General features: G+C 66.4%; 9 protein-coding genes. 4 read left to right on the plus strand and 5 right to left on the minus strand.

Going from position 1 to position 12,302, the window contains the following annotated elements:
• The first annotated feature begins 27 nt into the window (after nt 1-27).
• From SBI20_RS02515 to SBI20_RS02530, 4 genes are all read left to right on the plus strand, one after another.
• Nucleotides 28-1,434 carry a bifunctional enoyl-CoA hydratase/phosphate acetyltransferase gene (locus SBI20_RS02515; protein ID WP_317973562.1) on the plus strand — a complete coding sequence of 469 codons (1,407 nt, stop codon included), beginning with the start codon at nt 28-30 and terminating at the stop codon, nt 1,432-1,434.
• Entirely contained in the window at nt 1,431-2,654 is a 1,224-nt protein-coding gene (locus tag SBI20_RS02520; RefSeq protein ID WP_317973563.1) for an acetate/propionate family kinase, read from the plus strand. Before SBI20_RS02515 ends, SBI20_RS02520 begins: the two co-directional genes overlap by 4 nt.
• Entirely contained in the window at nt 2,654-3,427 is a 774-nt protein-coding gene (fabI, locus tag SBI20_RS02525; protein ID WP_317973564.1) for an enoyl-ACP reductase FabI, read from the plus strand. Before SBI20_RS02520 ends, fabI begins: the two co-directional genes overlap by 1 nt.
• Before the next feature lie 73 nt (nt 3,428-3,500).
• Nucleotides 3,501-4,235 (plus strand): TetR/AcrR family transcriptional regulator, encoded by a 735-nt coding sequence (locus tag SBI20_RS02530; protein WP_317973565.1) that lies wholly within the window; start codon nt 3,501-3,503, stop codon nt 4,233-4,235.
• On the opposite strand, the gene SBI20_RS02535 is transcribed toward SBI20_RS02530, so the two are convergent.
• From SBI20_RS02535 to SBI20_RS02555, 5 genes are all read right to left on the minus strand, one after another.
• Nucleotides 4,185-5,087: a LysR family transcriptional regulator gene (locus tag SBI20_RS02535; RefSeq protein WP_317973566.1), complete on the minus strand. Its 903-nt coding sequence runs from the start codon at nt 5,085-5,087 to the stop codon at nt 4,185-4,187. The two genes, SBI20_RS02530 and SBI20_RS02535, sit on opposite strands and share 51 nt — an antisense overlap.
• A gap of 222 nt (nt 5,088-5,309) precedes the next feature.
• Nucleotides 5,310-6,263, minus strand: a complete 954-nt coding sequence (locus tag SBI20_RS02540) for a YncE family protein (protein ID WP_317973567.1) — start codon at nt 6,261-6,263, stop codon at nt 5,310-5,312.
• Between the two features lie 39 nt (nt 6,264-6,302).
• Complete coding sequence (atzF, locus tag SBI20_RS02545) at nt 6,303-8,072, minus strand: allophanate hydrolase (protein ID WP_317973568.1); 1,770 nt, start codon at nt 8,070-8,072, stop codon at nt 6,303-6,305.
• On the minus strand, nt 8,069-11,665 hold the full coding sequence (gene uca / locus SBI20_RS02550) for an urea carboxylase (protein WP_317973569.1): 3,597 nt from the start codon (nt 11,663-11,665) through the stop codon (nt 8,069-8,071). The genes atzF and uca overlap by 4 nt, the downstream gene beginning before the upstream one ends.
• Nucleotides 11,662-12,297, minus strand: a complete 636-nt coding sequence (locus tag SBI20_RS02555) for an urea amidolyase associated protein UAAP2 (RefSeq protein ID WP_317973570.1) — start codon at nt 12,295-12,297, stop codon at nt 11,662-11,664. Before SBI20_RS02555 ends, uca begins: the two co-directional genes overlap by 4 nt.
• Between the last annotated feature and the right edge of the window lie 5 nt (nt 12,298-12,302).

Raw genomic sequence — 12,302 nt, forward strand, 5'->3', positions numbered from 1 at the left:
ACCCCCGCAAATACGCCCGCCCCGGATATGCCTGCCCCGAATATGATCGAGAACCGCACGTTCGAGGAAATCACCGTGGGCGAGAGCGCGCAGATCTCGCGCACGCTCGGCCAGCGCGAGATCCAGCTCTTCGCGCTGGCCTCGGGCGACGTCAATCCGGCCCATGTCGATCCTGAATTCGCCGCGACCGACATGTTCCACAAGGTCATCGCTCATGGCCTGTGGGGCGGTGGGCTGATCTCGGCAGTGCTGGGAACCGAGTTGCCGGGGCCGGGCACGATCTATCTTGAACAGAGCCTGCGTTTCGAGCGACCGGTCGGACTGGGTGACACGATCACCGCGCAGGTCGTCGTTACCGGAAAGGACGAGCATCACCACTTCGTGACATTCGCCTGCACCTGCACCAACCAGGCGGGCGAGGAAGTGATCTCGGGCATCGCCAAGGTCAAGGCGCCATCCGAGAAGATCCGCCGCCCCCGCGCCGCGCTGCCCGACATCCGCTTTGCCGACCACGATGGCTATCGCCGCCTGATGGAAGCGGCGCGCGGCCATCAGGCCATGCCGGTCGCCGTGGTCCACCCGTGCAGCGTGGCCGCGATCAGCGCGGTGATCGAGGCCTTCGAGGAAGGGCTGATCACGCCGATCCTCGTGGGGCCCACCGCCCGCATTCAGGCCGCTGCCAGCGAGGCGGGGGCCGACATTGGCGCCTTCCGCATCGTCGATACGCCCCACAGCCATGCCTCTGCCAGCGCGGCGGTCGCCCTGATCCACTCGGGCGAGGCGCAGGCCCTGATGAAGGGCTCGCTCCATACCGATGAACTGATGGGGGCGGCTGTTTCACGCGATGGGGGCCTGCGCACCGAAAGGCGCATCAGCCACGTCTACCTGATGGACGTTCCGGGCCATCCGACCCCGCTGCTGATCACCGATGCGGCCATCAATATCGCGCCCAACCTTCTGGAAAAGGCCGATATCATTCGCAACGCCATCGATCTGGCCCATGTGATCGGGATCGCGCAGCCCAAAGTGGCGATCCTCTCGGCGGTCGAGACGATCAACCCGGCGCTGGCCTCGACGCTCGACGCGGCGGCCTTGTGCAAGATGGCTGACCGGGGACAGATCACCGGCGGCCTGCTCGATGGCCCGCTGGCCTTCGACAATGCGATCAGCGCGGCCGCCGCGCGCGAGAAGGGGATCGTCTCGCCCGTGGCCGGACAGGCCGAAATCCTCGTCGTGCCTGATCTGGAAGCGGGTAACATGCTGGCCAAGCAACTGACGTTCCTGGGCGGGGCCGATGCCGCCGGGATCGTGCTGGGCGCGCGGGTGCCGATCATCCTGACGAGCCGTGCCGACAGCCTGCGCACGCGCCTCGCTTCGTGCGCGGTGGTGGTGCTGCTGGCAGCAGCAGCCCAGACCGGCGGGAAAAACGCATGACCCGCTCGATCATCAGCCTCAACTCGGGCTCATCGAGTATCAAGTTTGGCCTCTATCATCTTGAGGAGCAAGGGCCGGTCCATGTCGCCGGAGGCAAGCTCGAAGGGATCGGCACGGCCCCGCGCATCCGCATCCACAGCGATACGGGCGAAATCCTGCTCGAAAAAAGCTGGGGCGAGGGAACCAAGGACGGCGGCGCCGGGCTGACCCACGAGCCCTTGCTCAGCGAGCTCTACGACTGGGCCCACGATCACCTTCAGGATCACGCCATCGTCGCGGTCGGTCACCGCGTGGTCCATGGCGGCGGGCGCTATTGGGCACCGCGCCTGATCGACGAAGCGCTCGTTGCCGAACTTGATACCTTTTCCCCGCTCGCCCCGCTCCACCAGCCCCACAACCTCGCCGCGATCCGCGAGATCGCACGCAAGGCCCCTCATCTGGTGCAGGTCGCCTGTTTCGACACCGGCTTCCACCATGCCATGCCCGGCGTCGCCACGCGCCTGCCGCTCCCGCGTGCCTATGCCGCGCGGGGGATGCGCCGCTATGGCTTCCACGGACTGTCCTACGAATATGTCTCGGCCCGTCTGGCCACGCTCGATCCGGCGCTGGCGCAAGGGCGGGTGATCGTCGCCCATCTGGGCAACGGGGCGAGCCTTTGCGCGATGCGCGGGGGGGCGAGCGTCGACACCACGATGGGCTTTACCGCGCTCGACGGGCTGATCATGGGAACCCGCACCGGCATGCTCGATCCCGGCGCGGTGATCCACCTGCAATTGCAGGAAGGTCTTTCCGCGCACGAGGTCGAAAGCATGCTCTATCGCCGCTCGGGCCTGCTGGGCCTGTCCGAACTGTCGAGCGACATGCGCAGCCTTCATGCCAGCGATGATCCGCGCGCGGCCGAGGCCATCGAATCCTTCGTGTGGACCGCCGCGCGCCAGATGGGCGCCCTGATGGTCTCGCTCGAAGGGCTCGACGGCCTCGTCTTCACCGCCGGGATCGGCGAGAACGACCCGGTCATCCGCGCGGCCATCTGCGCGCGCCTGGCCTGGACGGGGCTGGTCCTCGACGAGGCGGCCAATGCGGCAAATGCCCCCGTGATCAGCAGCCCGGAAAGCCGGGTCATCGTGCGCGTGATCCCCACTGACGAAGAACGCCAGATCGCGCTTCACACGTTTTCGCTCACCCAGCCTTTCATGGATGCCGCCAAGGGAGATTCCTGATGACGCCTCTGGTCGATCTGTCCGGCAAGCGCGGGCTTGTCGTGGGCATTGCCAACGAACATTCGATTGCCGCAGGCTGCGCGGCCGCCTTTGCCCGTTGCGGGGCGAGCCTTGCGGCAACCTATCTCAATGACAAGGCCAAGCCGTTTGTCGCGCCGGTGGCCGAAAAGCTGGGCGTGGACATGCTGCTTCCGTGCGACGTGCGCGTGCCGGGCGAACTCGAAGCGGTCTTCGAAACGATCCGCAAGGAATGGGGAAGGCTCGATTTCGTGCTGCACTCGATTGCCTTTGCCCCGCATGACGACCTGTTCGGGCGGGTCGTCGACAGCTCGGCCGAAGGCTTTGCCCTGGCCATGGATGTCTCATGCCACAGTTTCGTGCGCATGGCCCATCTGGCCGAACCGCTGATGGACAAGGGCGGGGCCCTGTTGAGCGTGACGTTCTACGGATCGGAGCGCGTGGTTGCGCATTACAACCTCATGGGGCCGGTCAAGGCCGCGCTCGAAAGCACGACCCGCTATGTCGCCGCCGAACTGGGCGCCAAGGGCATTCGCGCCCATGCCATCTCGCCGGGGCCTATTTCCACGCGGGCGGCCAGCGGGATCGACCGGTTCGACGAACTGCTCGACCGTGCCAGCGCGCTGGCGCCGGAAGGCACACTCGCCACGATCGACGACGTGGGCGCACTGGCCGCCTTTCTGGCCAGCGATGCAGCCCGTCACATAACCGGAACGGTGATTCCGGTTGACGGGGGCGCGCATTTGATGGCTTGAGCGCCCAGGCGCCATGGACGGAACAATGGACAAGGGGCCGGTAACGGAACGACCAGCAACGGATCGGATGGTCATGCCTCACACCCGCAAGGGCCCCTATGGACCATCGGAGAAGCGCGAGACGACCCGTGCGCGCAACATGGAGAAGATCGAGGCGGCGGCCTGGAAGGTTTTCGCCTCGATAGGCCTCGATGGTGCCACGGTGCGCGATATCGTCACCCAGAGCGATGTCTCGGCGGGCAGTTTCTACAACTACTTCGGAACCAAGGAGGCTGTCTTCGGGAAGCTGATTGCCGATCTGGTCGATCGCGTCCGCATCGAGGTTGCACAGGCGCGCGCCAAAAGCGCGCAAGTGGCCGCGCAGGGGCCGGATGGCGTGGCTGTCGAGGATGTCGAGGCCATGCTCGCGCGCGGATACCGCGTGTTCATGGATGTCGTTCTGGCCATTCCCGAAGGGCCGGCTTTTTTCGAGAAAAACCAGCATCACATCCGCTCACGCCTGTTCGGCGCGCGCCAGATCGATGTCCTGATGGCCGATATCGCCGCCAATGTCGACGAACTTGCCGCCTCGCGCGGGCTTTCGCCCGGCGAGCGGCAATTGCTCAGTGCGATCATCTATGCCTCGGGGACCGAGGCGCTGTTTGTCGCGCTGCGCAGCGGGCAAACGATCAGTGCCGGATACCCCGACTTCCTCGCGCAGTTGCTGGCCCGTGGATTTGGCGCACTGATCGTTGGTGGCCAGTTCGGCGCTCGCCCGTCAGTCGCCGCGCCAGCGCAAGGCCTCGATCAGCAGGCTGAAAGCCGGTGAAGCCTGCCGGCGGCTCGGATAATAGAGGTGATAGCCGGGGAAAGGCGGGCACCAGTCTTCGAGTACGCGGATGAGACGGCCTTCCTCGATAGCCTCGGAAACCTGATCCTCGATGGTCACCGCAAGGCCGAGCCCGGCTTCGGCGGCATCGATGGCGAGTTCCGTACCCGCAAAGGTAAGCTGCCCGTCGACCCGCACGTTCATCACGCGCCCGTCCTTCTCGAACTCCCACGCATAGAGCCCGCCTGCGGTGGGCATGCGCCAGTTGATGCACGAATGGGCGGACAGGTCGTGTGGAGTGAGGGGGATCGGGTTGCGTTCGAAATAGGAAGGCGCGCCCACGCAGGCCATGCGCAGTTGCGGCCCGACGCGCACGGCGATCATGTCGCGGTCGATCGCTTCACCCAGGCGGATCCCGGCATCGAAACGCTCCTCGACAATATCGACGAAGCCATTGTTTACGTTCACTTCGACATGGATGTCGGGATATTCGGGCAGGAGCGTGCGCAGGACCGGCCAGAGCACCGTGCGCGCCACATTATCGGTAACCGTCAGGCGGATATTGCCGGCAGGCTTGTCGCGCAGGCTGGTGATCTCGCTGATGCCGGTGGCGATCTGGTCGAGCGCCGGGCCGATCACCTCGACCATGCGGTCTCCCGCATCGGTGGGCGAGACCGCACGGGTCGTCCGCGTCAGCAGGCGGACACCGACCTTGGATTCCAGGCGCCGCATCGCGTGGCTGAGCGCCGATTGCGAAGTCCCCAGACGGGCCGCAGCACGGGTGAAGCTGCGTTCCTCGGCCACGACCAGAAATGCCGCCAGCGAGGCGAGGTCGGAACGGTCATAGCTCATGACGGTGTACTCTCGTGGGTCCGAAGGACGTTGCTCGCAAAGCCCGTCCTGCTGCCCATCGGCGAGGTCAGCAGGCGCGTCATCGTGCGAGGAACGGAACCTGAACTTCTAGCCGCCCGCCATACATGTTGCAACCGTGCGGAGTATTCTGCCGGTCGTGATACCTGCTCATGAATGTCCCGCGAGCGGACAGGCTCGCGGGACGAAAAGGAATGAACCGGGTCAGGCCGCCGGCTTGACCAGGCTTTCGGGCGCGGGCCACCAGGTCAGCGTGTGCTGGTCATGGGCGGTCGTCCACACGCCCTTGGGCGTGAAGCGCAAGGCCCCGCTGCCAGCGGGCTTTCCCTGCCGCGCGGCGACCGTCATCGTCTCGGGGTCGATCACGGCAAAGACCTGATCGTCGGTCGTGCGCAGCCAGACTTTGCCAAGCCCGGTGTCGATGTCACCCCACTTGAGGTTGGCACCGACCTTGATCCGCCCGGCGAGCGTCACGCTGGCCGGATCGATCCGCGCGAGCGTGCCATCACCCTGTTCCTGAACCCAGACCCCATCGGCGCCTGCGGCCAGGAAACCGGGCTGCGCGCCCAGACCCACGCGCCCGGTGACGGTGTTGGTCTTCGGGTCCACGCGCTGGAGGGTCTGCTTGTCGGCGCTCACCGCCCAGACCGCATCGAAGCCGAAGGCCAGATACCAGGTGCCCGGATCGACCGCGACCGTGGCGGCGACCGCATTGGTCGCCGGATCGATGCGGGCGAGCGTCCCGGCAGCATCGCTCGCCACCCAGATCGAGCCAGCCCCGGCCACGACATTGAGCTCGCCCGCCGGGTTCGCGATCCCGGTGGGGATCGTGGCGACAATCTTCGCGGTCTTGAGATCGATCCGCTTGATCGCCTTGTCCTGACAATCAGCAACCCAGAGCGCGCCATCACTGACAGCCATGGCCCCGCACGGGTGGGGCGTGGCGACTTGCGCCAGCTTGCCCTTGCGCGACCAGTGCTCGACCCGACCCCGGTTGGTGGCCCAGACGGTCTTGCCGTCAACCGCGAGGAAGTCGGCAAAGCCGGGCACCGCAATCACCTGCGGGGCCGGGGCCTCTGCGCGGGCAGGACTGGCCACGGGAGTGGCGAGTGGGGCAAGCGCGGCCACTGCCGCCAAAATCAACCGGTTGCGGACCATGCCGGGTCTCCTGAAAAAAAGGGCGGGGAGGGCGGGTCTTCAGGCGTTTTGGGCGATGAACGCGCGCCAGCCCCCCAGATCGGTGATGTCCCGGGCGCCCTCGATGGCGCGAGGTTCGGCCACGAAGCCCTTGACGCTGGTGCCATCGGCGAGGGTCACCGTACCGATGGCGAGCGGGGCGGGCACTTCGACGGTGAAGCTGCCGAATTCAGCGACGCCCATTTCATAGACCTCGACCGCGATGGCCGCGCCATCTTCGGCATGGATCAGTGCGGGCTTGGGCGGCACGCTGTTGGCGATCGCATAGAGGCGATAAGTGGGCGCGGTCTGCGTTGCTTCCACGAACGTCGCGTTGCGCGAGGTGAGCTGCCAGTGCAGCGGCATGTCCTTGAGGTGGGCTCCGACAACGGCGAGTTTCACGGTCTGCATTTTGCCCTCCAGGTCGAGCGGGGGAACGGGGGGAAGATCGGCAATCGCCAGATATTCGTCGGCAATGTCGAGCAGGGCACGGTCGGTATCTGCCGGGCCGATCAGGGTAATGCCAAAGCCCGTGGCATTGGCGCGCACCCCGGCCGGCACGGCCAGCGCGGCCATGTCGAGCAGGTTCACGAAGTTGGTATAGGCGCCAAGGTTGCTGTTGAGGGCAACCGGGGCCACGGCCAGTTCGGCCACGCGATAAGTCGTGCCGGTGGTGGGGAAGGCGAAGATGTCGATCTGTTCGAACAGGCCGTCGGCATGGCGCTTGAGTTCGGCCATGCGATAGATGCCGTTCCACAGTTCGACCGCGCCCTGGGTCAGGCCGGGTTCGACCACCGTGCGGACCGTGGGATCGATGGCCTCGGGATTGCTGGCGAGGAGCCCGGCAATGGCTGCCGTGCGCTCGGCCACCCACGGGCCGCCATAGAGCAGTTGCGCGGCTTCCTTGAGCGGTTCGATGTCGATCTCGACGATCGTGCCCAGCGTGGCGAGCTTTTCGAGCGCGCGATCATAGAGATATTCGGATTCCGCGTCGCCAAAGAACACGCGCTGGTCGCGGCGGGGAACGCCGATGACCTTGTGGCCGACGGGGCGGTTTGCCAAGGGCCTGGACCAGGCATCGGCGACGTCGAACCCGGCCACCACACCATCGACGAGGCGCGCATCGGCGGTGTCGGACGTGAAGACCGAGATGCAGTCAAGCGAACGGCAGGCCGGAACCAGCCCTTGCGTGCTCCAGCGGCCCTTGGTGGGCTTGAAACCGATCAGGTGGTTGAAGGCGGCGGGCACGCGGCCCGAACCGGCGGTGTCGGTGCCCAGCGCGAAGGCGGCAAGGCCTGCGGCGACCGCGACGGACGAGCCCGAACTCGATCCGCCGCTCACATAAGCGAGGTTGGAGGCATTGCGCGGGATGCCATAGGGGCTGCGCGTGCCGACAAGGCCGGTGGCGAACTGGTCGAGGTTGGTCTTGCCCAGACACAGCGCACCGGCCGCCAGAAGGCGTGCAACGACCGTGGCCGAGGCTTCGGGCTCATAGGCGAAGGCCGGGCAGGCCGCCGTGGTGGCAAGGCCCGCCACGTCGATATTGTCCTTGACCGCAAAGGGCACGCCCGCGAGCGGCAGGTGTTCCCCTGCCGCCACGCGCGCGTCGATGGCGGCGGCCTGTTCGAGCAGGGCCTCTGCCGTGGGGCGCCCGATCCAGATCTGGGGCTGGATCGCGTCATAGGCGGCGATCCGTTCCAGACATTCGTGGGCCACGGCGAGCGCGGTGGTCGCGCCCGCATGGACGGCTGCCGCAATCCCTGCGACGCTCAGCCGCTCGGGCGCGCTCATGCGTGCCTCCGCAGGGCGAGCATCGGCGCGCCGGGCTGGAGGGCCTGCTTTTCTTCCATGTAGAGCGCGGCCACGGTGCCGCTGCCGGGGCTTTCGACCGGGCATTCCATCTTCATCGCTTCGAGCACGGCAATGGTATCCCCGGCTTTCACGTCGTCGCCTTCGGCCACGAGCAGTTTCCAAACGCTTCCGCCGAACGGCGCTTCGACCAGATCGGCGCCCTCGGGCAGTTCGATGGTGCTGGCCGAGGGGGCATCGGCATCGGCCAGATCCGTCACCCGGTCGAACTCGCCCTTGCGTTGCCAGTCGGCGCGTTCCTCGTCGAAGGCGGCCTTGCGGCGGGCCTCGAATTCGGCAATGCCTTCCGCGTTTTCAGCCAGATAGGCGCGATAGTCGGCAAGACGGAACTCGGACTGCTCGATCCTGATCGAACGGCGACCGGTCGGGAAATCGCGGCGCCATTCGACCAGTTCCTCGGCGCTGACCGGGTAGAAGCGGATCTGGTCGAAGAACCGCAGCAGCCAGGGCTTGCCTTCGATGAAGGCATCGGTCTGACGGTGCGAATTCCATACCTGAATGGTCCTCCCGAACAACTGGTAGCCGCCGGGGCCTTCCATGCCATAGATGCACATATAGGCCCCGCCGATGCCCACCACGTTGGGCGGGGTCCAGGTGCGGGCCGGGTTGTACTTGGTGGTGACCAGACGGTGGCGCGGATCGACCGGCGTGGCGACCGGCGCGCCGAGATAGACATCGCCCAGACCCATGACGAGGTAATTGGCCTCGAAGATCAGGTTCTCTACCGCGGCTGCATCGGGCAAGCCGTTGATGCGGCGGATGAACTCGATGTTGTCCGGGCACCAGGGCGCGTCGTCGCGCACCGCGCTCATGTACTTCTCGATCGTCTCGATGGTCGCCGGATCGCGCCAGCTCAAGGGCAGGTGGACGATGCGCGAGGGGATCGCGAAGTCTTCCAGATCGCCCAGGCGCTCCTCGGCCTCGATCAGCGCGGCAAGGGCGGCTGCCTGATCAAGGGCGATGCCGTCGAAGTGAAGCTGAAGCGAACGGATGCCGGGCACGATGTCGATCACGCCGGGCAGGGCCAGACGCTCCATCTCGGTCATCAGGGCATGGACGCGAATGCGCAACTCGATGTCGAGCACGATCGGGCCATATTCGACCAGGATGTTGCGGTCGCCCTGCTGGCGATAGACCGTGCGCGGACGGCCCGCCGTCTCGGGAATTTCCGCGAGGACGGGGTTGAGCGTCTCCACCTCGCGCGCGGGTGTGCTGACCGGAACGTCTCCGCTCGAAAGCAGGGTCTGCTGGGCCAGATCGGCGGCCTTGGCATCGGCGATGTTGACCGGCACGAAGCGCAGGCGGTCGCCCGGCACGAGCTGACCGATCTTCCACTGGTCGGCGGCGATCACCACGAACGGGCAGACAAAACCACCCAGCGAAGGCCCGTCGGGGCCCAGAATGATCGGCATGTCGCCGGTAAAATCCACCGCGCCGATGGCGTAGGGGTTGTCGTGGATGTTCGAGGGGTGGAGGCCCGCTTCGCCCCCGTCCGAGCGCGCCCACTTGGGCTTGGGGCCAATCAGGCGCACGCCGGTGCGGTTGGAGTTGTAGTGAACCTGCCAGTCGGCATTGACGACCATCGCGATGTCTTCGGGCGTGAAGAAATCGGGCGCGCCATGCGGGCCATAGAGGACGCGCAAGGTCCATTCAGTGGGCAGCGCGGGAAGGCCGGTGGATTCCAGCGGAGCTTCGAGCGGTTCATCGCCCAGATGAAGGACATCGCCCGCCACCAGACGGCGCGCGGCATGGCCGCCGAACTGGCCGAGCTCGAAGGTCGCGCGGCTGCCGAGATAGGGCGCGATGTCGAGCCCGCCGGCAAACAGGATATAGCCGCGCATACCCCCGCCACGGGTGCGGCCCATGGTGAGCGTCTGGCCGGCGGCCACATCGACAGCCACCCCGCGCTCGACCGGGACGCCATCGAGCGTGGCGCCAAAATCGGCCCCGGTCAGGCAGATACGCGCCGAAGACGAGAACGCGAGCGAAGGTCCGGTGTGGGTCACTTCAAGCCCGGCGGTGCCTTCGGCATTGCCCAGCAGGCGGTTGCCGAGGCGGAACGACTGGTCGTCCATCGGGCCCGAAGGGGGCACGCCCACGTCCCACAGGTGCTGGCGACCGGGCCAGTCCTGCACGGTGGTGGCCGTGCCGCCGCTGATCACGCGGAAGCTGCGCGGGGCAAAGGCGATGGTGTCGAGCACGCGGGTCGAAACTTCGCCGCTGGTGAAGGCGTCCGAGCGGACGACCGAGCGCAGCCAGCGCAAGTTGGTCTCGATCCCGTCGACGCGCGCCTTGTCGAGCGCGGCCTGCATGGCCAGCACAGCTTCCTCGCGCGTGGGGGCGTGAACGATCAGCTTGGCGAGCATGGGATCGTACCAGGCGCTGACCGTGCTGCCGGCCATGACCCAGGTTTCGGTGCGGATGTCGGCGGGGAATTCGACCGCCGTCAGCGTGCCTGAAGTCGGGCGATAGTCCTGCGCGGGGTCTTCGGCGTAGAGGCGGACCTGCACCGAATGGCCGCTCGGGCGGGTCGGGGCAGTATCGAGGAAGGCGAAGTCGCCCGCGCCGCCCCGGATCATCCACTCGACCAGATCGACGCCCATGACCTCTTCGGTCACGCCGTGTTCGACCTGAAGACGGGTGTTCATTTCGAGGAAAAAGAACTCCTCACGGTCGGAATCGTAGAGAAATTCGACCGTGCCCGCCGAGCGATAGCGCGCCGCCTGACCCAGATTGATCGCCGCGGCGTAGAGATCCTGACGGACCTTTTCGGGCAGCAGTGGGGCAGGGGCCTCTTCGACCACCTTCTGGTTGCGGCGCTGGAGCGAGCAGTCACGCTCGCCAAGGGCGACGATACGCCCCTCGCCATCGCCGAAGATCTGCACTTCGACGTGGCGCGCGCGGCGCACATAGCGTTCGAGGAAGACCCCGGCGTCGCCGAAGTTGCTCTTGCCCAGGCGCGCGACCGTGGCAAAGCCCTCGCGCACGGCGTCTGCGTCCTCGCACACGCGCATGCCGATGCCGCCGCCGCCAGCGGTGGCCTTGAGCATGATCGGGTAGCCGATGCGGTCTGCGGCCTCAAGCGCGGCCGCCTCGTCGGTGAGAAGGTCGCTGCCCGGCGCCAGGGGAACGCCATGGGCAGCGGCCAGTTCGCGGGCGCTGTGCTTGAGGCCGAAGGTGCGGATATTCTCGGGCGTGGGGCCGATGAAGACGATCCCTTCCGCCGCGCAGGCATCTGCAAATTCGACGTTTTCGGCCAGGAAGCCATAGCCGGGGTGGATCGCCCCGGCGCCGGTCTGCCTCGCTGCCGCGATGATCGCGGGAATGTTGAGATAGCTCTCGGTGGCGCGGGCGCCCCCGATGCAGACGGCCTCGTCGGCCATGGCGACATGGAGCGAACCCTCGTCGGCCTCGGAATAGACCGCGACCGAGCGCAGCCCCATGGTCTTGAGCGTGCGGATGATCCGGGTGGCAATCGCGCCCCGGTTGGCGATGAGGACGGTATCGAAGCTCATGCGGTCACGATCATGCGAACGGGGGTGGGGTTGAAGGCGTTGCACGGATTGTTGATCTGCGGGCAGTTGGAGACCACCACGATCACGTCCATCTCGGCCTTCAGGTCGACCGTGAGGCCCGGCGCGGAAATGCCATCGACGATGCCCAGCGAACCGTCGGCTTCGACCGGCACGTTCATGAAGAAGTTGATGTTCGAGACGATGTCGCGCTTGCCGCGCCCTTCCAGAAGGTTGGCTTCAAGGAAGTTTTCGACACAGGCATGTTGCGACTTGGTGTGATGACCATAGCGCAAGGTATTGGACTCACACGAGCAAGCGCCGCCGATCGTGTCGTGGTATTCGACCGCGCTGCCCGCGATGGTCATCAACGGGCGGCCTTCGTTCGACATCAGCACGGTGCCCTTGCGCAGGAACAGGTTGCCCTGCGCCGCCACGGTATCCTGCGCGCTGTAGCGTTCGGCATCATCCGCCGCCGAATAGATCAGGAAGTCGACCGCCTGGTTGCCTTCAAGGTCGACGATGCGCAGCGTCTGCCCGGCGGCGACATGATGAAGCCAGGGCGCGCGGGCAGGCACCACTTCGTCGTGGACCACGGCGCCCGAAAGACCGGCAAGATGAATATCTGCGTTCATGGAAA

Origin of the sequence: Novosphingobium sp. IK01 (genome assembly GCF_033242265.1) — a bacterium.
GTDB classification, from domain to species: Bacteria; Pseudomonadota; Alphaproteobacteria; order Sphingomonadales; family Sphingomonadaceae; genus Novosphingobium; species Novosphingobium pituita.

Coding starts and splice junctions, on each gene's coding strand:
- SBI20_RS02515 (WP_317973562.1), top strand. CDS start 28: ATGCCTGCCCCGAATATGATCGAGAACCGCACGTTCGAGGAAATCACC.
- SBI20_RS02520 (WP_317973563.1), top strand. CDS start 1,431: ATGACCCGCTCGATCATCAGCCTCAACTCGGGCTCATCGAGTATCAAG.
- fabI (WP_317973564.1), top strand. CDS start 2,654: ATGACGCCTCTGGTCGATCTGTCCGGCAAGCGCGGGCTTGTCGTGGGC.
- SBI20_RS02530 (WP_317973565.1), top strand. CDS start 3,501: ATGCCTCACACCCGCAAGGGCCCCTATGGACCATCGGAGAAGCGCGAG.
- SBI20_RS02535 (WP_317973566.1), bottom strand. CDS start 5,087: ATGAGCTATGACCGTTCCGACCTCGCCTCGCTGGCGGCATTTCTGGTC.
- SBI20_RS02540 (WP_317973567.1), bottom strand. CDS start 6,263: ATGGTCCGCAACCGGTTGATTTTGGCGGCAGTGGCCGCGCTTGCCCCA.
- atzF (WP_317973568.1), bottom strand. CDS start 8,072: ATGAGCGCGCCCGAGCGGCTGAGCGTCGCAGGGATTGCGGCAGCCGTC.
- uca (WP_317973569.1), bottom strand. CDS start 11,665: ATGAGCTTCGATACCGTCCTCATCGCCAACCGGGGCGCGATTGCCACC.
- SBI20_RS02555 (WP_317973570.1), bottom strand. CDS start 12,297: ATGAACGCAGATATTCATCTTGCCGGTCTTTCGGGCGCCGTGGTCCAC.